This window comes from Phocaeicola faecium, assembly GCF_014837055.1.
In the GTDB taxonomy this organism is placed as follows: domain Bacteria; phylum Bacteroidota; class Bacteroidia; order Bacteroidales; family Bacteroidaceae; genus Phocaeicola; species Phocaeicola gallinarum.
Genome location: NZ_JACSPQ010000001.1, coordinates 594,860 through 618,118, shown reverse-complemented (window position 1 = coordinate 618,118; position 23,259 = coordinate 594,860). Strand labels below are relative to the sequence as shown.

Here is a 23,259-nt window from a genome sequence, read left to right as displayed (position 1 = left end):
AGCAGATGCAAAAACCTATTATCGCAAAGCCTTTTGAATCAAGTTTTTATCTTGACGCTCTCAGACTCGGAAATTCTACCGCAAGAATTGCTTGTTTCTATGGGTAAGACTTGGTAACGCTATGGGTAGAAATGCGTGGTCTTAGCGGTAGAATTTTCAAACCCGGCAAATCGAATCCGAACCATCGTTCGTCACGTCGCAAAGACGGAGCGAGTTTTTTGTCGAAATGTATGAGGTTTTCCGTTTTTTCTGTTAACTTTGCGTGATTTTATTAGTGAACAAAAGTCATGAGGAGGAATAAAAAAAACTGGAAAGTTCCAAAAGGTGCGGAATTGACAGAATTAGATAAGAAGGTGCTTTTCTATCAGGATAGGGGGCATCTGGTTCCTACACGCGAATTGATTAAGACTCCCGAACAGATAGAAGGCATCCGCCGGAGCGGGATTATCAATACCGGAGTTTTGGATTTGATTGAAAAAGAAATCCATGCCGGAATGAGTACGGCGGACATCGACAAGCTGGTTTACGATTATACGGTAAGCCACGGGGCGATTCCCGCTACGTTAGGTTATGAGGGGTTCCCCAAGAGTTGCTGTACTTCGATTAACGAAGTGGTTTGCCACGGAATACCGAGCGAGGAGGAGATTTTGGAAGAAGGCGATATAATAAATGTAGACTGTACCACGATATTGGACGGTTATTATGCCGACGCTTCTCGCATGTTTGTTATCGGCAAGACTACTCCGGAAAAGGAGAAGCTGGTGCGTGTGGCGAAAGAGTGCTTGGAAATCGGGATGGAAGCCGCCCGCCCTTACGGTTTTGTGGGCGACATCGGTCATGCCATTGAGAAACATGCCAAGAAAAACGGGTTTTCGGTGGTACGCGATTTGTGCGGTCACGGCGTAGGTGTGGAGTTTCACGAAGAACCGGATGTGGAACACTTCGGAAAGAAAGGTACCGGTATGTTGCTGGTTCCGGGAATGGTGTTTACCATCGAGCCGATGATAAATATGGGTACTTGGGAAGTCTTTATTGATGAAGAAGATGGCTGGACGGTAGTGACCGAAGACGAACTTCCGTCGGCACAATGGGAGCATACTTTCGTAATGACGGAGCATGGTCTCAAGATATTAACACATTAATATATATAATAGAAGAAAATGGATACGATTATATTAGGCATAGAGTCATCGTGCGACGACACCTCGGCTGCCGTGATTAAAAACGGCGTATTGCTGTCGAGCGTCATAGCCAGCCAAGCCGTTCATGAGGCATACGGGGGAGTGGTGCCCGAATTGGCTTCGCGTGCCCACCAGCAGAATATCGTGCCTGTGGTACACGAGGCTTTGAAGCGTGCCGGGGTGACGAAAGAAGAACTGAGTGCCGTAGCTTTTACCAGAGGTCCGGGGCTGATGGGGTCTCTGCTGGTCGGCGTTTCCTTTGCTAAAGGGTTGGCGCGTTCGTTAGGCATCCCGATGGTAGAAGTAAATCACTTGCAAGGCCATGTATTGGCTCATTTCATAAAAGAACCCGATGTAGAGTCGGCTCATCCCCAATATCCTTTTATCTGCCTGCTGGTATCGGGCGGAAATTCCCAAATAATCCGTGTAAATGCTTATAACGAGATGGAAGTGCTGGGTCAGACGATAGACGACGCGGCAGGAGAAGCCATCGACAAATGTTCGAAGGTGATGGGACTGGGGTATCCGGGAGGTCCGATAATCGATAAACTTGCCCGTCAGGGTAATCCGAATGCGTTTACATTCAGCAAACCTCACATTGCTGGTTATGATTACAGTTTCAGTGGCTTGAAAACATCATTCCTGTATTCATTACGCAACTGGCTGAAAGAAGACCCTGATTTCATAGAACATCATAAGACAGACCTTGCTGCCTCGCTGGAAAAAACCATCGTGGATATCTTGATGGATAAATTGCGCAAGGTGGTAAAAGATACGGGAATCAACGAAGTGGCAGTGGCCGGGGGAGTTTCGGCGAATAACGGATTGCGCAATGCCTTCCGCGAACATGCGGCAAAGTATGGTTGGAACATCTATATCCCGAAGTTCGGTTATACTACGGATAATGCCGCCATGATAGCCATTACCGGTTATTATAAGTTCTTGGATAAAGATTTTTGTTCGATAGATAAGCCCGCATACTCACGGGTAACAATAAAGTAATACATTAAAATAAAGAGTTTATGTCAGTAGAAACCAAAACATTAAGTAAAGAGATTAGTGAAATATTCTGGAGAGAAGGTTTTACTCTGGCTACCGCCGAAAGCTGCACGGCAGGAAACGTGGCAGCCATTATCACAGCCATACCGGGCAGTTCCCGCTTTTATAAAGGGGGAATCATCGCTTATGCGAACGAAGTGAAGGAAAACCTGCTTCATGTGAAAACAGAAACGTTAGAAGCACATGGCGCTGTGAGCGAGGAAACTGTAACAGAAATGGTTTACGGAGCCATGCAGACATTGAGTACCGATTATGCCATTGCCACATCGGGTATAGCAGGTCCGGCAGGAGGTACTCCCGACAAGCCCGTAGGTACAATCTGGGTGGCAGCAGGCAATAAGTCGAAAGTGATTACAGCGAAACTTACGGAAGACGACGGACGTGAGAAAAATATCCAAGCTGCAACGAAAAAAGCCCTTCAATTACTCTTAGAACTGTGTCAAGAGCAAGAGAATGAGGCGTAAAAGCTAAAATGTTGGCAAAAAGTTTGTGTATATAAAATAAAATCGCTTACTTTGCACTCCGTTTGAAAGAAGCATGAATAAAACTATAAAAACTTAGATAGAAATGTCAAAAATTTGTCAAATTACCGGAAAGAAAGCCTTGAATGGCAACAATGTTTCACACTCAAAAAGAAGAACTAAAAGAACGTTCGATGTGAACTTGTTTACAAAGAAATTTTATTATGTAGAGCAAGACTGTTGGATTAGTCTGAAGATTAGCGCTAACGGTTTGCGTACTATTAACAAGAAAGGCCTTGATGCAGCGCTGACAGAAGCAGTTGAAAAAGGTTATTGCGATTGGAAAAGTATCAAAGTTATTGGTTAATTAAAAGGAGAGAAAGACTATGGCGAAGAAAGCTAAGGGTAATAGAGTACAGGTAATCCTTGAATGCACTGAAATGAAGGATAGTGGTATGCCGGGAACTTCTCGTTACATTACAACTAAAAACAGAAAAAATACCACAGAAAGATTGGAATTGAAAAAGTACAATCCTATTTTGAAGAGAGTAACAGTTCATAAAGAAATTAAATAATAACAGACCATGGCAAAGAAAACAGTCGCAACCCTTCAAACAGGTAAAGAAGGTCGTTCTTATACAAAAGTTATCAAAATGGTTAAGTCTCCGAAAACCGGTGCTTACATTTTTGATGAACAAATGATTCCTAACGAAAAAGTACAGGAACATCTGAAGAAATAATTACGCATTGAGAACAAATCAATAAAAAGTTCCTTTCATGTTTAGAATGAGAGGAACTTTTTTTGTATGTCTTCAATATTTCGTATATCTTTGTATCTGAAACAGATAATAAATACAGATTGTATGGGATTTTTTAGTTTTTTCTCGAAGGAAAAGAAAGAGACTTTAGACAAAGGATTATCTAAAACCAAAGAGAGCGTATTCGGTAAAATAGCCCGTGCCATTGCCGGGAAATCGAAGGTAGACGACGAGGTGCTGGATAATCTGGAGGAAGTTTTGATTACTTCGGATGTGGGTGTGGAGACCACATTGAATATTATCAAACGTATTGAGGCGCGTGTAGCCAAGGATAAATATGTTGATACGAATGAATTGAATAATATTCTTCGTGAAGAAATAGCTACTCTGCTTACTGAAAATAACACGGTAGATGCAGACGATTTCAGCGTTCCGTCGGGCAAGAAGCCTTATGTTATCATGGTAGTAGGGGTGAACGGAGTAGGTAAAACCACCACTATCGGTAAATTGGCTTATCAATTTAAAAAAGCAGGAAAATCGGTTTATCTGGGAGCTGCCGATACGTTCCGTGCAGCTGCAGTTGAACAGCTGGTTATTTGGGGCGAGCGTGTAGGAGTCCCGGTTGTCAAGCAAAAAATGGGTGCCGACCCGGCTTCGGTTGCTTTTGATACATTAAGCTCGGCTGTGGCAAATAATGCGGATGTGGTGATTATTGATACGGCAGGACGTTTGCATAATAAAATCGGTTTGATGAACGAGCTGACCAAGATAAAAAACGTAATGCAGAAAGTCATTCCCGACGCTCCTCATGAAGTGCTTTTGGTGCTTGATGGATCAACCGGTCAGAACGCCTTTGAACAGGCTAAGCAATTTACTTTGGCAACAGAAGTCAATGCGATGGCGATTACTAAATTAGACGGAACAGCTAAGGGAGGAGTGGTTATCGGAATTTCCGACCAGTTTAAAATCCCGGTAAAATATATCGGGTTAGGTGAAGGTATAGAAGATTTGCAAATTTTCCGTCGCCGGGAGTTTGTGGATTCATTGTTTGGAACAACAGCTAATAAATGAAAAAAAATACGATAGATATCATAACCTTAGGGTGCTCTAAAAATCTGGTAGACTCGGAGAAACTGATGCGTCAGTTGGAGGCGAGCGGCTATAAGGTTACCCATGACAGTGACAATCCCAAAGGAGAAATAGCCGTTATCAATACGTGCGGATTTATCGGGGATGCAAAAGAAGAGTCGATTAACATGATTCTGGAGTTTTGTCAGGCTAAGGAAGAGGGACGCCTGAAAAAACTTTATGTGATGGGGTGTCTTTCTGAACGTTATCTGAAAGAACTGCAGGTAGAGATTCCGCAAGTAGATAAGTTTTATGGAAAATTTAATTGGAATGACTTGCTTTCCGATTTGGGGAAAAGCTATCACTCTGAGTTTGCTATCGAGCGTCATCTTACTACGCCTGCCCACTATGCTTATTTGAAGATTTCGGAAGGATGCGACCGCCAGTGTGCCTATTGCGCTATTCCCATCATTACCGGCAAGCATGTGTCTCGTCCGATGGAGGAGATTTTAGATGAAGTCCGTATGTTGGTATCCGAAGGGGTAAAAGAGTTTCAGGTCATCGCTCAGGAATTGACTTATTACGGAGTCGATTTGTATAAAAAGCAAATGCTCCCTGAACTGATTGAGCGCATGGCTCAGATACCGGGCGTTGAGTGGATTCGTTTGCATTATGCTTATCCTGCCCGCTTTCCGAAAGAATTGTTCCGTGTGATGCGCGAACATGACAACGTTTGTAAATACATGGATATTGCTTTGCAGCACATCAGCGATAACATGTTGCAGCGGATGCGTCGCCATGTCAGCAAAGCCGAGACTTATGAACTGATTGAGCAGTTCCGTAAAGAAGTGCCCGGCATTCATCTGAGAACCACGCTGATGGTGGGATTTCCGGGCGAAACGGAGCAGGATTTCGAGGAACTGAAAGACTTTGTCCGTAAAGTTCGTTTCGACCGCATGGGGGCTTTTGCCTATTCGGAAGAAGAAGGAACATACTCGGCAAATAAATACGAGGATAATATCCCTGACGAGGTGAAACAGCAGCGCTTGGATGAACTGATGGCTATCCAGCAAGAGATTTCGGCTGAGCTGAGCCACGCCAAGATAGGCAAGACATTTAAAATTATCATCGACCGCAAGGAGGGAGAGTATTACGTGGGCAGAACCGAATTCGACTCGCCTGAGGTAGATCCCGAAGTGTTGGTGAAGGATGAAGGACAGGCATTGAAAATAGGTGAGTTTTATACAGCAAAAATCAACGACGCAGACGATTTTGATTTGTATGCCACTATATTATAATGTTTGTACGGATTATGAATAATAAAGAATTTATCAGTGAACTATCGCGCCGCTTGGGCTATACGGTAAAAGATGCGACAACCGTGACAGATTCTCTTATCGCATGTATAATACAAGACTTGCAAGAAGGGAAGAACGTAACAATCCAGAATTTCGGCACCTTTGAAGTGAAGAAAAAAATGGAGCGTATTTCTGTGAATCCGTTGACCAAGCAGCGTTTCTTGGTTCCGCCCAAGTTAAACCTTTGTTTCAAACCCAACTTGACGTTAAAAGAAAAGCTAAAGAGTAATACTTCTGATGACTGACAAAACCATCCGACAGGATTTAATTGATTTTTTGATTGAACATCATCAAATGGAACCGGCAGATGCAGAAGCGTTTGTCAAGGCTTTTTTCACTCTGATAGAAGAAGCCTTAGTTCGAGACAGATATGTAAAAATCAAAGGATTAGGTACTTTTAAACTGATTGAGGTGAACGCTCGCGAAAGCGTGGATGTCAATACGGGTGAGCGTATACAGATAAAAGAATATACAAAAGTTTCATTCATTCCCGAAGCATCGGTCCGAGATGCTGTGAATAAGCCTTTCGCACATTTCGAAACTGTTCTTCTGAAAGATGATGTTCATTTCAGCGACATGCCGGAGTCTTCAGAAAACGAAGAAAATACGGTTGAGGTACAGGATGTTCCATCTGCCGAAAACGCATCGAATAGCGTCCTTCAGTCTGAGCCTGTGTCTGAGGCTCCGTCTCGCATGGAAAAAAATATTGTTATGCGCTTGCCGTGGTGTATGATTTCTGCTATTTTACTGTTAGGTGTATTGGTTGGCGGAATTGTAGCGTGGATGTTGGGCTCTGGGCGCAGATATATTCCCGAATCAATGTTACATTGTTATTTTGAAAATCAAAAACCGGCAGAGACAATATCTTCTGATAAGCCCGATTCTGTGATGCTTGCTCCGGTTGTAACCGTTGCCGTCCGGACTGATTCGGTAAGTAAAAAATCTGTTACAAAAACGGATGAAAAAGGAAAAACAGCAAAGGAAGAAATTTCAATCCGTAAAGAAAATTTGTCCGACACGGTAGAATATGACATGACAGGAACGAAAACCACTTATACACTCCGTTCGGGAGAAAGTCTTGCCAGAATTTCTTTGAAATTTTACGGCAATAAAAAATTGTGGCCTTATTTGGCGAGGTACAATAAACAAATTATTAAAAATCCTAATAATGTCCCTGTCGGGACAACCATTCGCATTCCCGTTCTTGTGCCGAAAAGGACAAAAAGCGTGGAAAGACCCTCAAATTAAATTTCTTTAGCCCAATTAGGTTTAAATCTGTACCTCAATCTGTATTTTTTAATAAATATTTGTTGTGTCTGTTAATCGAATCCTTTAATTTTGGGGTGCGTTAAAAAACTTTTTGACGCATCGTTTGAGTAATAAAATAGGGATGTCTGCATTCGTCCGATTTCTTACGCTAAAGAGTCTGATAAAAAATGCGGATGCTCCATTAATTGAAATAGAAAAATTAAATAATAAAAAAATTATGGCTGAAGCTATTGACATTCGTGAGCTAAATGAACGCATTGAACGTCAGAGTGCGTTTGTTACAAATCTGATGACCGGTATGGATCAAGTTATCGTCGGTCAGAAACATCTTATAGAATCATTATTAATCGGTCTGTTGTCCGACGGTCATATCCTCTTGGAAGGTGTTCCCGGATTGGCAAAGACTTTGGCAATCAAAACGCTGGCTTCTTTGATTGACGCAAAATACAGTCGTATACAGTTTACCCCCGACTTACTTCCTGCCGATGTTCTCGGTACGATGATATACAGTCAGAAAGACGAACAGTTTATTACTCGAAAAGGGCCTATCTTCGCTAATTTTGTATTGGCGGATGAAATTAACCGTGCCCCTGCGAAAGTGCAGAGTGCTTTGCTTGAAGCCATGCAAGAGCGTCAGGTAACCTTGAGTAAAGAAACCTTCCGCCTGCCTGAACCATTCTTGGTAATGGCTACTCAAAACCCGATAGAACAAGAAGGTACTTATCCGCTTCCTGAAGCGCAAGTCGACCGTTTCATGCTGAAAGTGCTTATCGACTATCCGAAATTGGAAGAAGAGAAAAAGATTATCCGTCAGAATATATCAGGCGAGAAGATAGAAATCCGTCCGATTCTGAGAGCGGAAGATATTATCGAAGCCCGTAAGGTGGTACATCAAGTTTATTTGGACGAAAAAATCGAGCAGTATATTGCCGATATCGTATTTGCAACCCGCTATCCGGAGAAATACGATTTGAAAGATTTGAAAGGTCTGATAGGCTTTGGCGGTTCTCCGCGTGCATCTATCAACTTGGCTTTGGCGGCACGTAGCTACGCATTTATCAAGCGTCGTGGTTATGTGATTCCGGAAGATGTCCGTGCTGTTTCGCACGATGTGCTTCGCCACCGTATCGGATTGACGTACGAAGCAGAAGCGACTAACGTAACGTCTGACGAAATCGTAAGTAAGATTCTGAACAAGGTAGAAGTGCCCTAATGAGCCGGAGTGTTTCGGCTCGCCTGTTATAGCGAAAAGGGCTTATACGTTGTTAAAAGATTAATCTTAAAAGAATGGAAACAAGTGAATTACTAAAGCGCGTCCGTCAGATTGAAATAAAAACGCGCGGACTTTCGAGCAATATTTTTGCGGGGCAGTATCATTCTGCTTTCAAGGGCAGGGGTATGGCGTTTTCGGAGGTGCGCGAGTATCAGTATGGCGATGATGTGCGCGATATAGACTGGAATGTAACGGCTCGCTTTGACAAACCATTCGTTAAGGTATTCGAAGAAGAACGCGAACTGACTGTCATGTTGCTGGTTGATGTGTCGAACAGTTTGGATTTCGGAACGGTAAAGCAGATGAAGAAAAGTATGGTGACTGAAATAGCGGCGACGCTTGCTTTTTCTGCCATCCAGAATAACGATAAAATCGGGGTTATTTTCTTTTCCGACCGTATAGAAAAGTTTATTCCCCCTAAAAAAGGGCGTAAACATATTCTTTACATTATCCGTGAGCTGTTGGATTTTCAACCGCAAAGTCAACGGACAAATCTGCAATGCGCTATTGAGTATCTGACTAATGTGTTGAAGAAGCGTTGTACGGCGTTTATGTTAAGCGATTTTATTGATGAACGCGATTTTAAAAATGCGCTGACGGTGGCAAACCGTAAGCATGATGTGGTGGCTATTCAGGTGTACGATCGCCGAATGGAGGAATTACCGGATATTGGTTTGATGCATGTACGTGATGCGGAAACGGGTCATGAACAGTGGATTGATACCTCATCGAAAGCACTGCGTAAAGCGCATCATGAATGGTGGGTGAAACAACAAGCCAGACTGAATGACACTTTTACGCATTGTAATGTCGATTCGGTTTCGGTGCGTACCGACCAAGATTATGTAAAAGCATTGTTGAATTTATTCGCTAAACGAAACTAAGAGAAAAGATGAAATATACCCTATGTAATAGGTTAAGGGCGTTGAAAGTGTTGGGCTGTATGGCTTTGCTTTTTCTGGCTTCTTCCACGCTCCGCGCACAGGTGACTGTGGAGGCAACTATCGATTCTTTGCAATTGCTCATCGGCGAGCAGGCAAAGGTAAAGCTTGAGGTCAGTATGGATGCCAATCATAAACTGATTCTGCCTGCCGTGCGTGATACGCTGGTGAAGGGAGTTGAAGTTTTGGATGTTGCTAAACCGGATACGCAATTACTTAACGAGAATAAGCGTTGGCTGATATCTCAGGAGTATACCATTACTTCTTTCGATTCGGCTTTATATTATCTGCCGCCTTTTGAAGTTAAGGTTGACAACGAATCTTATCAGTCGCAGGCATTGGCGTTAAAGGTATATTCTGTGCCGGTGGATACACTTCATCCCGACCAGTTTTTTGGGCCGAAGAGTATTCAGGAAGTACCCTTGACATGGAGTGACATTGCCCCGTTGGTATACGCTTTCTTGTTGATGCTCATATTGGGTGCGGTGGCAGTCTTTTTTGTCATCCGTTACCGGAACAATAAGCCTATCATTAAGATTATCAAAATCGAACCCAAGCTGCCTCCTCATCAGGCTGCCATGAAGAAGATAGAAGAAATCAAGGCAAACAAGGCATGGCAGCGTGAAGAACCGAAACTTTATTATACCGAACTTACAGACGTAATCCGTGTATATATAAAGGAACGTTTCGGATTTAACGCGATGGAAATGACTTCTTCTGAGATTATCGAACGGTTGCTTGAAGAAAAAGATAAAGAGTCTATCAATGACTTGAAAGTGCTTTTCGAAACTGCCGATCTCGTGAAGTTTGCCAAGTTCGCGCCTTTGATGAACGAAAATGATATGAATTTGGTTAGTGCTGTTGATTTTATCAATCAAACCAAAAAAGAAGAAGACCCGAATGCCAAGAAAGAACCCACGGAAATTAAGGTGGAGGAAAAGCGTTCGAAACAGGGACGCATTATGTTGTTGTGCAGCATAGCGGTTACGGGTATCGGCGCTGTGATAGCACTTTATGTGGCTATCCGCCATATAATAGCGCTCTTCTTTTAATAAATTAATAGAGTTATGGTTTTTGCAAATATTGAATATCTGTTTCTGCTACTGCTTCTTATCCCATATATAGTATGGTATATCATGAAGCGTAAAAAAACGGAGCCTACCATGCAGGTTTCTACGACGCGTATGTATATGAATGCGCCTCGAAGCTGGAAGGTATGGCTGCTTCACGCCCCGTTTGTATTGCGGATTGTTACTTTTGTGATGATAGTGTTGGTATTGGCACGCCCGCAGACTACCGATAATTGGCAGAATACGGAAATAGAAGGAATAGACATCATGCTGGCGGTAGACGTTTCTACCAGTATGCTTGCTGAAGATTTGAAGCCGAATCGTATTGAGGCGGCAAAACAGGTGGCATCGGAATTTATCAATGGTCGTCCGAACGATAATATCGGTTTAACCATCTTTGCGGGAGAGGCTTTTACCCAATGTCCGCTGACGGTTGACCACGGTGTGCTTCTGAATCTTTTCCGCAGCGTAAGTTGCGATATGGTGCAGCGTGGAATGATAGAAGATGGAACGGCATTGGGGATGGGACTTGCCAACGCCGTAAGCCGACTGAAAGATAGCAAAGCAAAATCGAAAGTCATTATCCTCTTGACCGACGGTGTGAATAACCGTGGCGACATTTCTCCGCTTACTGCTGCCGAAATAGCCAAGCAGTTCGGTATCCGAGTGTATACTATCGGAGTAGGAACGAATGGAACCGCTCCTTATCCGATGCAAACTTATGCAGGAGTACAGTATGTTCAGATGCCTGTTGAGATAGATGAACAAACCATGTCGCAAATTGCCGGAACCACGAATGGCAACTATTTCCGCGCTACCAGTAACTCGAAGTTGAAAGATGTATATCGCGAAATAGACAAGTTGGAAAAAACCAAGTTGAATGTAAAAGAGTTCAGCAAGCGCGAAGAGGCCTATGAATTGTATGCACTGATTGCTTTCCTTTGCATTTTGCTGGAAATAGTTTTGCGCAATACCGTATTAAAGAAAATACCTTAAAAAGAGAAAGTTATGTTTCGATTCGGAGAACCTATCTATTTATATTTGCTAATCATACTGCCTTTTCTGATAGCGTTTTATTTGTATTCCAATTATAAACGCCGCAAGAAAATTCGCCGGTATGGTGACCCGGAATTGCTGGCACAATTAATGCCGGATGTTTCTAAATATCGTCCGGATGTAAAATTCTGGTTAGTGTTTGCCGCACTTACGATGGTTATCTTTATGTTAGCCCGTCCGCAATTCGGTTCGAAGATGGAAACGGTAAAACGTCAGGGCGTAGAAACAGTCGTGGCGTTAGACATTTCCAATTCGATGTTGGCACAAGATGTAACGCCCAGCCGTTTGGATAAATCAAAGAAACTGATTTCGCGGCTGGTTGAGACTTTTAATAATGATAAAGTGGCACTGATTGTTTTTGCTGGAGAGGCCTTTACTCAGCTGCCGATAACAAGCGATTACGTATCTGCCAAGATGTTTTTAGAAACTATCAGTCCTTCATTGATAAGTACACAGGGAACAGATATCAGAGGGGCTATCGACTTGGCTATGAAGAGCTTTACTCCGAATGAGGGGGTTGGTAGAGCTATCGTGCTGATAACCGATGGTGAGAATCATGAAGGCGGAGCGGTAGAAGCCGCAAAAGAAGCAGCCTCTAAAGGAGTGCGTGTCTTTGTACTTGGAGTAGGTTCGCCCGATGGAGCTCCCATTCCTACGGAAGGTCAGAACGAGTTCCGGCGGGATAAGGATGGAAACGTTATCGTTACGCGGCTGAACGAACAGATGTGTCAGGAAATCGCACAGGCCGGAAACGGAATGTATGTACGTGTAGACAATACCAATCGTGCCGAACGGGCATTGAATGCAGAAATTAATAAGTTGGCAAAAGCGGATGTCGAAACCCAAGTGTTTACCGAATTCGATGAACAATTTCAGGTGTTGGCATGGCTGGCGTTGCTTTTACTGGCAGCCGAAATCATGATATTAGACCGTAAAAATCCGCTTTTCAAGAATGTGAGACTCTTTAAACGAGATTGAGATAATGATACGCAAGGGATATATATTATTGATGTTGATGTTTGTCTCTGTTTTCGCGTACGGACAGAAAACAGAGCGGGATTATTTGCGAAGCGGAAACAAACTTTATAAAGACAGTTTGTTTGTCAAGGCAGAAGTGGATTATCGTAAAGCGTTGGAGCTAAACCCTAAATCGGCGGATGCCATGTATAACCTCGGTAATTCTTTGCTCATGCAAGAAAAGGCAAAAGAGGCTATGGAGCAATTTGATGCTGCTTCACGCATTGAAAAAGATAAATCCAAATTAGCGCGGATATATCATAACATGGGGGTTATCCTGCAATCGTCGAAACAGCTTCCGCAGTGTATTGAAGCATATAAAGAGTCATTGCGCAACAATCCGAAAGATGATGAAACTCGCTATAATTTGGCCTTGGCACAGAAACAATTGAAAGATCAGCAGCAACAGCAGCAGAATCAAGACCAGAATAAAGAGCAGAAGCAAGATCAAAAGCAGGATGATAAACAGCAAAATAAAGATCAGCAAGACCAAAATAAACAAGAACAGCAACAGAATCAGCAACAGCAGCAACAGAACCAAATGTCGAAAGAAAATGCGGAACAATTGCTGAACGCAGTGATGCAGGATGAAAAGAATGTCCAAGATAAAGTGAAAAAACAAATTCAGGTTCAAGGACGTAAGTTAGAGAAAGATTGGTGATACTGTTTATTGAGTAGATAATATAAAAAATGAAATAAATGAGGAAGATTATTTTCTTACTATTATTAACGGTTACTGCGTGGCAGATGCAGGCTGCAAATAAAGTTACGTTTACTGCCAGTGCCCCTGATGTGGTGGTAAGCGGTGACCAGTTTCGTTTGGAGTTTACAGTTAATACACAGCAGGTAAAGGATTTCCGTGCTCCGTCTATTAGCGGATTCGATGTTTTGATGGGCCCCAGTCGCTCGCAGCAAAGCAGTACGCAAATTATTAATGGAAAAGTATCGTCCAGCCGGTCGATTACCTTTACGTATATTCTGATGGCGGGAAAAGAAGGTACGTATACTATCCCCGCTGCAAGCATAGAGGCTGAAGGAGAAAAGATTTTCTCAAATTCCATACAGATTAAAGTTCTTCCGGCAGATCAATCGACTGGTGGTAATGCCGGAGGAAAGCAAGGAGGCGCTTCTTCCTCTCGTAGCCAGCAAGCGGGCAGTAAAATAACAAAGGATGATTTGTTTATCACAGCTACGGCAAGTAAAACAACTGTACACGAGCAGGAAGCTATTTTATTGACTTATAAAGTATATACGCTGGTAAACCTCCGTCAACTGTACGGCAAGATGCCTGATTTGAAAGGATTCCACACTCAGGAAGTACAACTTCCCCAGCAGAAAACTTTCAAACTGGAGCATTATAAAGGGAGAAATTATAATACAACCGTATGGAGCCAGTATATCTTGTTTCCGCAGCAGACTGGTAAATTGGAGATTCCCTCTATTACTTTCGATGGCGTAATAGCACAACAGACTTTCTCGGAAGATCCGTTTGATGCCTTTTTTAACGGGGGCGGATATGTAGAAGTAAAAAAGAAAATCGTAACCCCGAAACTGACTATCAACGTAGAACCGCTGCCGGCTAAACCAGCCAACTTCTCTGGCGGAGTAGGAGATTTTAAAATTTCTTCATCAATTAATGCTACTGAGGTCAAGACGAATGACGCTGTAACTATTAAGTTGACGCTGAGCGGAGTAGGAAACATGAAGTTAATCAATACGCCCGAAGTGAAATTCCCGCAGGATTTTGAAATTTACGATCCGAAAGTCACGGATAATTACGACCTGACAAATAATGGATTGAGCGGAACGAAGACTTTTGAGTATTTGGCCATTCCGCGTCATGCCGGTAACTTTACTATTCCGCCGATTGAGTTTACTTATTTCGACCTGAAGAGTAATTCTTATAAGACACTGAAAACGCAGGCGTATAATCTGAAAGTGGAAAAAGGACAGGGAAATGCCGACCAAGTGATTTCCGACTTTACCAATAAAGAAAGCGTCAAAGTGCTTGGTAAAGACATACGCTTTATTAAGCTTGGCGACACGACATTGTATCCGAAAGGTAAATTCTTCTTCGGAACAGTGGGATACTATTTATGGTATATCATACCGTTGCTGTTGTTTGTTGTTTTTGTCATTCTGTATAGAAACCGTGCGAAAGAAAATGCAAATGTGGCAAAAATGAAGACCAAGAAAGCAAACAAGGTAGCTACCAAGCGTATGAAGCTGGCTGGTAAATTATTGGCTGAAAACAAGAAAAATGAATTCTACGACGAAGTGCTGAAGGCTTTGTGGGGATATATCAGTGATAAGTTAAGTATTCCGGTTTCGCAGCTTTCAAAAGACAATATTGAAGCTGAGCTTGCAAAATATGGCGTGAGCGAAGAGCTGGTAAAAGAATTTATTGCTGCACTGAATGAATGTGAATTTGCCCGCTATGCTCCGGGAAATGAAAGCGAAGCAATGGATAAAGTTTATTCCGCATCCGTTGAAATCATCAGTAAGATGGAAAACAATATTAAACACTAAAAAAAACAGGAAAGGATGAAAAGATTATTTGTCGTATACGTGTTTTTATTAAGTCTTGTCCAACTGGTATCGGCTGCCTCGGCAAAAGAGGAAGCCGACAAAGCTTATCAAGACAATGACTTTAAAGGAGCTATTGAGAAATACGAGGCCATCTTAAATGCCGGAGATGAGTCGGCAGATATTTATTATAACTTGGGAAACAGTTATTTTAAAGATAAGAATATGGCAAAAGCCATACTCAACTATGAGCGCGCTTTGTTGCTGAATCCGGGCGATTCTGACACCCGGTTTAATTTGGAAATGGCTCGGAGCAAGACTGTCGATCAGATTACGCCCGCCAGTGAAGTGTTTATTGTAACATGGATAAACGCGCTCACCAACCTGATGAGTGAAAGCGGATGGGGCAGACTTGGTATCATTTCTTTCATACTGCTTTTGGTGGGAATGGTTTTCTATATTTTCGGCAATCGGATATGGGTGAAAAAAGTGGGATTTATTTCGGCTTTCGTATTGTTGCTGGTCACGATATTTGCCAATGTCTTTGCCGGTCGGCAAAAAGAAGAACTGGTAATCCGTAACGGGGCAATTATAATGAGCCCTACGGTGACAGTAAAAAGCACGCCCGATGAAAGTGGGACAGATTTGTTTGTACTTCACGAAGGAACCAAAGTATATATCGAAGATAATTCGATGACAGAGTGGAAAGAAATCCGCTTGGAAGACGGTAATAAAGGTTGGGTGCAGACGAAAGCTATTGAAGTTATTTGATACGTTCCATTATGATTGACATACAGCAACTTATTGATTTTGATAAAGAACTATTGCTTACCTTGAACGGAAGTCACTCCTTGTTCTGGGATGGAGTGATGTGGGTGGTAACCAGCACAGCTACTTGGATTCCGGCTATATTGATGCTTTTATATGTTATTTTCAAGAATAATAAGCCTACACAGGCTCTGCTGATTGTCGGGATGATCGCTTTGACCGTAACGTTGGCAGACCAACTTTCATCCAGTATATGCAAGCCTTTTTTCGCCCGTTTCCGTCCTACCCAAGACCCTGAGATAATGTATCTGGTTCATACGGTCAACGGGTATCGGGGAGGCTTGTACGGCTTCATTTCCGGCCATGCCACCAATACGTTTGCGGTAGCTATGTTTGTTTCTCTACTTATCCGTAACAAAGGCTTTACATGGATGATGTTTGTATGGGCAGCCATCCCGTCGTATTCCCGAATCTATTTGGGCGTACATTATCCGGGCGACATCCTCTGCGGGGCAATATGCGGTTGCTGTATTTCACTTCTTACGTACTGGCTTTATAGTTTCCTCCAAAGAAAACTGTTCATCAATAACCGCTACATGTCGACACCCTCTTATGCCACCGACAAGAAAACATACGGTAGCGAAGATGTAAACTTGCTGCATCTTGTCTTGTTGCTTACCTATATTTACGCACTGGTAATGGGAATGATTAAAGCCAAAGTGCTCGATTTCTGATGCTACTTATAGAACCTGTTTGAATTTGTTATAAAAAAAGTCGAAGAACTTACTGTAAAGTTTCTTCGGCTTTTTTGTTGGATATAAATCCCTTTAACTTTCCTGCCTTGCGAAAGCAAGAAATTCTCCGCCGTTATATCCCGAAAAATACTACCGTTAGCGTTGTCCTTTTCTAACGGATGAGTTCACCATTTCTATTCGGAAGACTGACCGGTTTTACCGTTAGCGTTTTTCAAAGCTCCTGACGAAGCCGGAGCGTGTTTTTATGAACTATATGATAGAAATTCAGGCCCGGAAACCGATTTTTGTAAAAATATTATTGATTTTATTTGTCTTGTCAGAATCTTTCATTATTTTTATATCGAGATTTTAAAACAATCAGTCTAACTCTTAAATATGGAACTACTATGAACAGAACAATAACTTTTAACGAGTTGCGTAAAATTAAAGATTCATTGCCCACCGGAAGTATGCACCGTATCGCCGACGAACTGAGCCTGAGCGTAGAAACGGTGCGGAACTTCTTTGGCGGACATAATTTTAAAGACGGTAAAAGTGTAGGTATTCACTTGGAGCCGGGACCGGATGGCGGTTTAGTCATGTTAGACGATACGACAGTGCTTGACAAAGCAATCGCTATCTTAAAGGAACAGCAAAAAGCGTAAAATACCAATCCCAGTCAGCGTGTCCCGATGGCTGGGATTTTTTCTTATATGTTCAACCTTAAAAAACTTGTGTTATGGAAGAAAAACTTGTTACGTTAGCTATTTTGACTTATTCCAAGGCGCAAATTCTTAAAACCGTACTTGAGAATGAAGGTATTGAAGCATATATTCATAATGTGAACTTAATTCAGCCGGTTATTTCATCGGGAGTACGAATCCGTATTAAAGAAAGCGACCTGCCGCGTGCTTTGAAAATCATTGAAAGTTCGGCTTGGCTGGCAGATGAAGTGGTAAAAGAAGAGCCTCAGAAAGCGGAACGCCGCAGCAAGAAGATATTAATTCCGATAGATTTTTCAGGGTATTCTTTAAAGGCGTGTGAGTTTGGGTTCAATTTTGCCAATGAAATTCATGCCGAAGTTGTTCTGATGCACGTGTATTTCAGTCCGGTATACATGCCGAGCCTGCAATATGCTACGGAGGGGTATGGCATTCCTTTCGAAAAAGAAATGGGCATTAAAAGCATGTTGGATAATATACACGAGCAGTTGAATAAACTTGTCGAGCATATCAAAGAAAAGATAAATAGCGGTGAGCTTCCGTCTGTGAAGTATACTTGCCTGCTGCGTGAGGGAGTGCCCGAAGAGGAAATCCTTCATTATGCCCGCACAGAAGAACCGCTTATCATCATTATGGGCACCCGCGGAATGGGTGAGAAGGAGCTGGACTTAATAGGTAGTGTGACGGCGGAAATTATTGACCGTAGCCCTACGTTTGTTTATGCGATTCCGGAACATGTTAAGGCTAAGAACTTTAACGAAATACATAAGGTTGGGTTTATTACCAACTTTGACCAGCGCGACCTGATAGCGTTTGATTCGCTCATTACGACTTTTCAAAACTATAAGTTCGACATTTCATTTATTCATCTGAATACAAACGAGCAGCGTCGTACGTGGAATGAAATAAAGCTCGCAGGTATTAAAGAATATTTCAAGAAACAATACCCGCAGTTAAACATCAGTTATAATATAGTGACGGAAGACCATTTGCTGAATAATTTAGATGTATATGTAAAAGAAGAAAATATAGACGTGCTTTGCATTACGAATTATAAACGGAATGTATTTGCCCGTCTTTTTAATCCGAGTATTGCACGAAGAATGATATTCCATTCTAATACGCCCATACTGGTTATTAAATAATTAAAACACATTCAGCCACAGGTTTACGTCCGAAGCAGGTCATTGCGTAAACTTGTGGCTGTTTTTTTGGGGAGGGAAAGGGAATGGAAAGAAAAGTTATTCCGTTCCTTTCATCATCTTTTGCAGTTTTCCGGAGAATACAAAAAGTATGACGGCAGCCGTGCCGCTCATAAACACAAAGAGCATGAAGAAATCGAAAAGATTTTCAACCTGATAGCCTAAAAAGTTTTTACTGATTCCGTTTTCGGGATAGTATCCGCTCAGCATCCCGGCAAATTTGTTGGCAGCCGAGGTGCTGAGATACCATACACCCATCAGCAGCGAAGAAAACCGTACGGGAGAGAGCTTGTAAACTAAAGAAAGCCCGATGGGAGCGAGGCAGAGTTCACCCATCGTGTGAATCAGATACAATCCCGTAAGCCAGACCATGCTTACTTTTACGCCCGGTTCAACGTCTTTCACGCCAAAAGCAATGAACAAGTAACCTAAAGCCAACAGAAACAAGCCGATAGCCTGTTTGCGCGGTGAAGAAGGTTCGATTCCGCGCTTTCCTAAAAACGACCAGATGGCAGCAAACAGTGGGGCAAGGGTAACAATCATAATCGGATTAAACGATTGGAAATAAGCTGCCGGCATCTCCCATCCTCCAATATGACGATCGGTCTGCTCATCGGCAAAGAAAGTCAGCGATGCGCCAGCCTGCTCGTAAGCAGCCCAAAAGAATATGACGAAAAAGGCGATGATATAGATTACCCCGATACGTGCCTGCTCAATGCGTGTCAGCGATTTATCGGTGATAATCAGCAGCGGAACGGTTATGGCAGTGGCGTAGATAAGCGAACCTATCCAGTCGGCATTGTGAAAATAATTGCCGTTTGTTGCGCTCCAATCTATTGAGAACAAAAGGGTCAGCAGGAGAGTGCCTATCACCATACCGCATGTACGTTTCGATGTCGCAGTACGTGGAGCGGTATCATCGGCGTCGCGTTTCGTCTGGGTAGGAACCGCGCCTACGGGATTTCCGTCCGGGTCGCAGATATATTTGTTTTTAAACACTGAAAAAACACTCGCACCCAGCAACATGCCGATACATGCTGCCAAAAATCCCCATTTAAAATCTTCCGGATGTCCGGTGTTTCCCACCAGCCCGCAGATAAGCGGAGCAAGGGTAGACCCTACGTTTACGCCCATATAGAAGATGGTAAAAGCAGAATCCTTGCGCGTATCGTCTGCCGCATACAGCCTTCCTACCATCGTGGAGATGTTCGGTTTGAAAAAACCGTTACCCAATATCAGCATTCCTAATCCGCAGAACATCAGCCATTTGGCAAGCGATACCTCATGGAAATAGCAGGCACTGAGAAACAGTAGAAACTGTCCGATTGCCATCGTCAGTGCACCCACCACGATAGAACGCCTGTTTCCCCAGTATCGGTCGGCTATGTAACCACCGATAAGCGGAGTCAGATACACTAATCCTGTATAACTTCCGTAAACTTGTGAGGCTGTTTCTTTGTCGAACAGCAACGCCTGTACCATGTAGAGCATGAACAGCGCACGCATACCGTAGTAACTGAAACGTTCCCACATTTCTGTTACAAATAACAGATAGAGCCCTTTGGGATGTCCTTTTGCTTGATTCATTCTTTTTTGTCTTGATAAATGTTAGTAATTTTCTCGTTCGGAGTACAAAAGTAATAAATCAAGTCTTTAGAAACAAGGAGATGTTACAAGGAATAAAAAAACATGCGTATATTTTGTTTGATATATACGCATGTTTTACTAAAATATCAATATGCGTCAGTCAGGGCTTCCGCATGTTTTTTACCCTTGTGAGCCGCCTGTCCGGACCACAAGAAAGCGTAAATTGCAACTTTATTTTATCAGGGTGTAAGCAGAAGCGATGCGGTTGACAAGTTCGGCAGACGGAGCTGCTGCCAAAAGTTGGAGAACCAAGTCGTTCACATCCGCCTTGCTGTCTAATTTGAGAGCCGTGGTAACGTCCTCGAATGAAGCCTCGTAGTTTCCGTTATTCAGATAGGCTTCGGCACGTGCCTTATAGTTTTCAGTATCTTCCGGATTCAGACGGATTGCTTCAGTCAGGTCGGTAGCTGCCAAAGCCCACTCTTTTAAATTGAGCAACATTGTTCCACGGGTATAATAGGCAAACGAACGGTACTCGTTATCGTCTTGGGGGAGTAACTCCAACGCATTGTTTACAGCGTCCAGCGCCATTTTCATATCGCCATAATAATTACAGATAAGAGCCATATAACAATGGGCATATCCGTTTTGCGGATGTTCGTTGATTTCTGCGTTTAAAAGTTCGTATGCCTTTTCGGGATTTCCTTCGTTCAGAGCTGTAACCCCATTAATATAGTTGGTACTTTCGGGGCGGTTCAGCGTATGTGCATTCACGTATGAGGCTGCAAATAAGCAACAGATTAAAAGGCTTGTCAGTGTCTTCATGGTAGTTTTCATGGTTCGTTTAGTTTTTAACGGCGGCAAAACTATAAAGTTTTCAGAAACACGCAAAGATTTTTTGGTAAAATGTTTCGTTACTATGAAAACTTTGTTACTTTTGTATGTTATTGAACATAAATTGAATAGACTATGGATTCACAACTTAAAGAAATTGTTTGTCATTTTCCTGAAATAACCGGAATATCAGAAATCAAGCCTTTGACTTCCGGTTTGATAAACCAGACTTATCTTGTTTGCACTGCATCGCCTCAGCAGAATGATTACGTGCTTCAGTGTATAAATCATTATGTGTTTAAAGATGTAGCTCTTCTGCAACACAATATTGAATGTGTAACCCGCCATATCCGTCGGAAGTTGGAAGAACGTAACGAGCCGGACATTGACCGGAAAGTGCTCCGTTTTTTGTCGGCAGATAATGGAACTACCTATTATTTTGATGGGGAGCGTTATTGGAGGGCATGTGTGTTTATTCGCAACTCCCGGACGTTGACAGAGGTGAACCCTGAAATGGCTTATCTGGTGGGACTGAAGTTTGGAGAATTTGAGGCGATGTTGGTAGATTTGGACGAACCGTTGGGCGAAACGATTCCCGATTTTCACAACATGGAGCTTCGCATCCGCCAACTGCGTGAGGCTGCTTCGCTCGACAGTGTGGGGCGGAAAGAGAAAGTTGCTTCTTTGATAGCTGATATCGAACGGGATGCCGATGAGATGTGTCGTGCAGAGCAGCTTTATCGAGAAGGTAAACTTCCGAAACGTGTATGTCACTGCGATACGAAGGTAAGCAACATGCTGTTTGATGCCGACGGCAAGGTATTGTGTGTAATCGACTTGGACACCGTAATGCCTTCGTTTGTTTTTTCTGATTTCGGCGATTTCTTGCGTTCGGCTGCTAACACTGCTCCTGAAGATGAGCCGGATTTAAGCAAGGTTCATTTTGACATTGATATATTTAAATCGTTTGCCAAAGGATACATCGCTTCGGCGGGTTCGTTTCTTACTCCGCTCGAAGTAGAAATGTTACCGTATGCAGTGATGCTTTTCCCTTATATGCAAGCGGTTAGGTTCTTGACCGATTATCTGAATGGCGACGTATACTACCGAACACAATATGGAGAGCATAATTATGTCCGTACGTTGGCTCAGTATAAATTATATCAGGAAGTTCGGAAATCCGAATCGGCAATGAAAGCATACATAGCCGGATTGATTTGATTGATACATCGTTTTGAGAGAAAACGCATTGTGGAGACAGGGATTATTGTAGCGTTAGGCTGCAGTTATCCCTGTTTCTTTTAGAGCCTGTCGCTTTAAACGAAGCTCTAAGCAACGCTCTTCTATTTTTTTGTACAAAAAAAACTGTAATTGTGGTAATTATCTCCGCCATACAGGTAGTTGTCTTATTGATACAAACTGTTATTTTTGCAACCAAACAGTTTGGTATATATAAGAAGGATGAAAACAGTCAAAAGATATGCCGTTTGGATAGCCTACTTCTTGATTTATGTAGTGTGGGGTTCTACCTATTATTTTATAGGTGTAGCCTTGCACGGATTTCCTACTTTCTTGTTAGGCGCATTACGGTTCAGTATGGCGGGTGTGTTGTTACTCTTCCTTTGTTTTATCCGTGGCGAACAGGTTTTTCGGCTTTCTCTGGTCCGGCGTTCGGCAATAAGCGGCATTGTCCTTCTTTTTATTGATATGGCAGTTATTATGCTGGCACAACGGTATGTCAGTAGCAGTGTGGTAGCCATCGTAGCTTCCTCTACGGCACTATGGATTATGGTATTTGACATTCCGATGTGGAAGAAAACCTTCAGCAGCGTAACAACAGTCGTTGGCTTGCTGTTGGGATTTATAGGTGTGGGTATGCTTTATGTTGAGCAGATGGGAAAAGAGAGTGCTGTTTATCAGCATGGTGAATATGGTATTTTGATACTGGTAGCCGGATGTATATCATGGTCGTTGGGTTCGCTTTATGCCAAATATCGTTCATCGGCGGTAGAGGGGATAAATGGTTTTGCCGGTTCGGCATGGCAAATGCTATCAGCCGGTATCATGTTCTGGTTATGTTCCGGATTATCGAACGACTGGGAAGAGGTCGATTTTCAAACGATATCGCAGGCAGCGTGGCTGTCATTGATTTACTTGGTAACATTCGGTTCTTTACTTGCCTATTCTGCTTACGTATGGTTATTGAAAGTTCGTCCGGCTACCGAGGTGGCGACTCATGCTTATGTTAATCCTGTGGTGGCTGTGGTTATTGGCGGATTGGGCGGAGAAGACATTACATTTATCCAATTAATCGGGCTGGCTGTTATATTATGTAGCGTTATGTTAGTCAACAAAAAGAAAACTGAATAAAAAAA

Annotated in this window: 25 protein-coding genes; 23 read left to right on the top strand and 2 right to left on the bottom strand. The window is 42.7% G+C overall.

All coding sequences use genetic code 11. The features are described from left to right. Nucleotides 1-287: 287 nt before the first annotated feature. From map to H9626_RS02625, 21 genes are all read left to right on the top strand, one after another. Nucleotides 288-1,142 carry a type I methionyl aminopeptidase gene (map, locus tag H9626_RS02725; protein WP_191709500.1) on the top strand — a complete coding sequence of 285 codons (855 nt, stop codon included), beginning with the start codon at nucleotides 288-290 and terminating at the stop codon, nucleotides 1,140-1,142. A gap of 18 nt (nucleotides 1,143-1,160) precedes the next feature. After that, the gene (tsaD, locus tag H9626_RS02720) at nucleotides 1,161-2,183 is read left to right on the top strand and encodes a tRNA (adenosine(37)-N6)-threonylcarbamoyltransferase complex transferase subunit TsaD (protein ID WP_191709499.1); all 1,023 of its coding nucleotides are present in this window, start codon (nucleotides 1,161-1,163) and stop codon (nucleotides 2,181-2,183) included. 20 nt (nucleotides 2,184-2,203) lie between these two features. Beyond that, entirely contained in the window at nucleotides 2,204-2,704 is a 501-nt protein-coding gene (locus H9626_RS02715; RefSeq protein ID WP_191709498.1) for a CinA family protein, read from the top strand. Between the two features lie 103 nt (nucleotides 2,705-2,807). Beyond that, nucleotides 2,808-3,068, top strand: coding sequence for a 50S ribosomal protein L28 (gene rpmB / locus H9626_RS02710; protein ID WP_191709497.1), 261 nt, complete (start codon nucleotides 2,808-2,810; stop codon nucleotides 3,066-3,068). A gap of 19 nt (nucleotides 3,069-3,087) precedes the next feature. Continuing rightward, nucleotides 3,088-3,276: a 50S ribosomal protein L33 gene (rpmG, locus tag H9626_RS02705; RefSeq protein WP_005841291.1), complete on the top strand. Its 189-nt coding sequence runs from the start codon at nucleotides 3,088-3,090 to the stop codon at nucleotides 3,274-3,276. Between the two features lie 9 nt (nucleotides 3,277-3,285). After that, nucleotides 3,286-3,441 (top strand): DUF4295 domain-containing protein, encoded by a 156-nt coding sequence (locus H9626_RS02700; protein ID WP_191709496.1) that lies wholly within the window; start codon nucleotides 3,286-3,288, stop codon nucleotides 3,439-3,441. A gap of 123 nt (nucleotides 3,442-3,564) precedes the next feature. Then, nucleotides 3,565-4,530 (top strand): signal recognition particle-docking protein FtsY, encoded by a 966-nt coding sequence (gene ftsY, locus H9626_RS02695; RefSeq protein ID WP_191709495.1) that lies wholly within the window; start codon nucleotides 3,565-3,567, stop codon nucleotides 4,528-4,530. After that, on the top strand, nucleotides 4,527-5,825 hold the full coding sequence (rimO, locus tag H9626_RS02690) for a 30S ribosomal protein S12 methylthiotransferase RimO (RefSeq protein ID WP_191709494.1): 1,299 nt from the start codon (nucleotides 4,527-4,529) through the stop codon (nucleotides 5,823-5,825). Before ftsY ends, rimO begins: the two co-directional genes overlap by 4 nt. Before the next feature lie 14 nt (nucleotides 5,826-5,839). Further along, nucleotides 5,840-6,130, top strand: coding sequence for an HU family DNA-binding protein (locus H9626_RS02685; protein ID WP_191709493.1), 291 nt, complete (start codon nucleotides 5,840-5,842; stop codon nucleotides 6,128-6,130). After that, a complete protein-coding gene (locus H9626_RS02680) occupies nucleotides 6,123-7,133 on the top strand; it encodes an HU family DNA-binding protein (protein WP_191709492.1) in 1,011 nt (336 codons plus the stop codon). Before H9626_RS02685 ends, H9626_RS02680 begins: the two co-directional genes overlap by 8 nt. A gap of 238 nt (nucleotides 7,134-7,371) precedes the next feature. Further along, nucleotides 7,372-8,367: an AAA family ATPase gene (locus tag H9626_RS02675; protein ID WP_191709491.1), complete on the top strand. Its 996-nt coding sequence runs from the start codon at nucleotides 7,372-7,374 to the stop codon at nucleotides 8,365-8,367. A gap of 74 nt (nucleotides 8,368-8,441) precedes the next feature. Beyond that, nucleotides 8,442-9,311, top strand: a complete 870-nt coding sequence (locus H9626_RS02670) for a DUF58 domain-containing protein (protein WP_191709490.1) — start codon at nucleotides 8,442-8,444, stop codon at nucleotides 9,309-9,311. 8 nt (nucleotides 9,312-9,319) lie between these two features. Next, entirely contained in the window at nucleotides 9,320-10,420 is a 1,101-nt protein-coding gene (locus tag H9626_RS02665; protein WP_410554334.1) for a hypothetical protein, read from the top strand. Between the two features lie 15 nt (nucleotides 10,421-10,435). Then, nucleotides 10,436-11,434 carry a vWA domain-containing protein gene (locus H9626_RS02660; protein ID WP_191709489.1) on the top strand — a complete coding sequence of 333 codons (999 nt, stop codon included), beginning with the start codon at nucleotides 10,436-10,438 and terminating at the stop codon, nucleotides 11,432-11,434. A gap of 12 nt (nucleotides 11,435-11,446) precedes the next feature. Next, complete coding sequence (locus H9626_RS02655) at nucleotides 11,447-12,472, top strand: vWA domain-containing protein (protein ID WP_191709488.1); 1,026 nt, start codon at nucleotides 11,447-11,449, stop codon at nucleotides 12,470-12,472. 4 nt (nucleotides 12,473-12,476) lie between these two features. Further along, nucleotides 12,477-13,172, top strand: a complete 696-nt coding sequence (locus H9626_RS02650; RefSeq protein WP_191709487.1) for a tetratricopeptide repeat protein — start codon at nucleotides 12,477-12,479, stop codon at nucleotides 13,170-13,172. A 38-nt stretch (nucleotides 13,173-13,210) separates the two neighbouring features. After that, nucleotides 13,211-15,040, top strand: coding sequence for a BatD family protein (locus tag H9626_RS02645; RefSeq protein WP_191709486.1), 1,830 nt, complete (start codon nucleotides 13,211-13,213; stop codon nucleotides 15,038-15,040). A 15-nt stretch (nucleotides 15,041-15,055) separates the two neighbouring features. Then, nucleotides 15,056-15,808 (top strand): tetratricopeptide repeat protein, encoded by a 753-nt coding sequence (locus H9626_RS02640; protein WP_191709485.1) that lies wholly within the window; start codon nucleotides 15,056-15,058, stop codon nucleotides 15,806-15,808. A 14-nt stretch (nucleotides 15,809-15,822) separates the two neighbouring features. Then, a complete protein-coding gene (locus tag H9626_RS02635) occupies nucleotides 15,823-16,539 on the top strand; it encodes a phosphatase PAP2 family protein (RefSeq protein ID WP_191709853.1) in 717 nt (238 codons plus the stop codon). Between the two features lie 407 nt (nucleotides 16,540-16,946). Then, nucleotides 16,947-17,204, top strand: a complete 258-nt coding sequence (locus H9626_RS02630; RefSeq protein ID WP_191709484.1) for a DNA-binding protein — start codon at nucleotides 16,947-16,949, stop codon at nucleotides 17,202-17,204. Between the two features lie 74 nt (nucleotides 17,205-17,278). After that, nucleotides 17,279-18,406, top strand: a complete 1,128-nt coding sequence (locus H9626_RS02625) for a universal stress protein (RefSeq protein WP_191709483.1) — start codon at nucleotides 17,279-17,281, stop codon at nucleotides 18,404-18,406. 96 nt (nucleotides 18,407-18,502) lie between these two features. Here H9626_RS02625 and H9626_RS02620 read toward each other — a convergent pair whose 3' ends face one another. After that, entirely contained in the window at nucleotides 18,503-20,050 is a 1,548-nt protein-coding gene (locus H9626_RS02620; RefSeq protein WP_191709482.1) for a peptide MFS transporter, read from the bottom strand. Between the two features lie 231 nt (nucleotides 20,051-20,281). Beyond that, nucleotides 20,282-20,887, bottom strand: a complete 606-nt coding sequence (locus H9626_RS02615) for a tetratricopeptide repeat protein (protein WP_225230860.1) — start codon at nucleotides 20,885-20,887, stop codon at nucleotides 20,282-20,284. Nucleotides 20,888-21,019: 132 nt separating this feature from the next. Between H9626_RS02615 and H9626_RS02610 the strand changes: the two genes are divergently transcribed. Both H9626_RS02610 and H9626_RS02605 read left to right on the top strand, forming a co-directional pair. Beyond that, nucleotides 21,020-22,105 carry a phosphotransferase enzyme family protein gene (locus H9626_RS02610; RefSeq protein WP_191709481.1) on the top strand — a complete coding sequence of 362 codons (1,086 nt, stop codon included), beginning with the start codon at nucleotides 21,020-21,022 and terminating at the stop codon, nucleotides 22,103-22,105. A gap of 240 nt (nucleotides 22,106-22,345) precedes the next feature. Continuing rightward, a complete protein-coding gene (locus tag H9626_RS02605) occupies nucleotides 22,346-23,254 on the top strand; it encodes an EamA family transporter (protein ID WP_191709480.1) in 909 nt (302 codons plus the stop codon). The last annotated feature ends 5 nt before the right edge of the window (nucleotides 23,255-23,259 follow it).

Coding starts and splice junctions, on each gene's coding strand:
- map (WP_191709500.1), top strand. CDS start 288: ATGAGGAGGAATAAAAAAAACTGGAAAGTTCCAAAAGGTGCGGAATTG.
- tsaD (WP_191709499.1), top strand. CDS start 1,161: ATGGATACGATTATATTAGGCATAGAGTCATCGTGCGACGACACCTCG.
- H9626_RS02715 (WP_191709498.1), top strand. CDS start 2,204: ATGTCAGTAGAAACCAAAACATTAAGTAAAGAGATTAGTGAAATATTC.
- rpmB (WP_191709497.1), top strand. CDS start 2,808: ATGTCAAAAATTTGTCAAATTACCGGAAAGAAAGCCTTGAATGGCAAC.
- rpmG (WP_005841291.1), top strand. CDS start 3,088: ATGGCGAAGAAAGCTAAGGGTAATAGAGTACAGGTAATCCTTGAATGC.
- H9626_RS02700 (WP_191709496.1), top strand. CDS start 3,286: ATGGCAAAGAAAACAGTCGCAACCCTTCAAACAGGTAAAGAAGGTCGT.
- ftsY (WP_191709495.1), top strand. CDS start 3,565: ATGGGATTTTTTAGTTTTTTCTCGAAGGAAAAGAAAGAGACTTTAGAC.
- rimO (WP_191709494.1), top strand. CDS start 4,527: ATGAAAAAAAATACGATAGATATCATAACCTTAGGGTGCTCTAAAAAT.
- H9626_RS02685 (WP_191709493.1), top strand. CDS start 5,840: ATGAATAATAAAGAATTTATCAGTGAACTATCGCGCCGCTTGGGCTAT.
- H9626_RS02680 (WP_191709492.1), top strand. CDS start 6,123: ATGACTGACAAAACCATCCGACAGGATTTAATTGATTTTTTGATTGAA.
- H9626_RS02675 (WP_191709491.1), top strand. CDS start 7,372: ATGGCTGAAGCTATTGACATTCGTGAGCTAAATGAACGCATTGAACGT.
- H9626_RS02670 (WP_191709490.1), top strand. CDS start 8,442: ATGGAAACAAGTGAATTACTAAAGCGCGTCCGTCAGATTGAAATAAAA.
- H9626_RS02665 (WP_410554334.1), top strand. CDS start 9,320: ATGAAATATACCCTATGTAATAGGTTAAGGGCGTTGAAAGTGTTGGGC.
- H9626_RS02660 (WP_191709489.1), top strand. CDS start 10,436: ATGGTTTTTGCAAATATTGAATATCTGTTTCTGCTACTGCTTCTTATC.
- H9626_RS02655 (WP_191709488.1), top strand. CDS start 11,447: ATGTTTCGATTCGGAGAACCTATCTATTTATATTTGCTAATCATACTG.
- H9626_RS02650 (WP_191709487.1), top strand. CDS start 12,477: ATGATACGCAAGGGATATATATTATTGATGTTGATGTTTGTCTCTGTT.
- H9626_RS02645 (WP_191709486.1), top strand. CDS start 13,211: ATGAGGAAGATTATTTTCTTACTATTATTAACGGTTACTGCGTGGCAG.
- H9626_RS02640 (WP_191709485.1), top strand. CDS start 15,056: ATGAAAAGATTATTTGTCGTATACGTGTTTTTATTAAGTCTTGTCCAA.
- H9626_RS02630 (WP_191709484.1), top strand. CDS start 16,947: ATGAACAGAACAATAACTTTTAACGAGTTGCGTAAAATTAAAGATTCA.
- H9626_RS02625 (WP_191709483.1), top strand. CDS start 17,279: ATGGAAGAAAAACTTGTTACGTTAGCTATTTTGACTTATTCCAAGGCG.
- H9626_RS02620 (WP_191709482.1), bottom strand. CDS start 20,050: ATGAATCAAGCAAAAGGACATCCCAAAGGGCTCTATCTGTTATTTGTA.
- H9626_RS02615 (WP_225230860.1), bottom strand. CDS start 20,887: ATGAAAACTACCATGAAGACACTGACAAGCCTTTTAATCTGTTGCTTA.
- H9626_RS02610 (WP_191709481.1), top strand. CDS start 21,020: ATGGATTCACAACTTAAAGAAATTGTTTGTCATTTTCCTGAAATAACC.
- H9626_RS02605 (WP_191709480.1), top strand. CDS start 22,346: ATGAAAACAGTCAAAAGATATGCCGTTTGGATAGCCTACTTCTTGATT.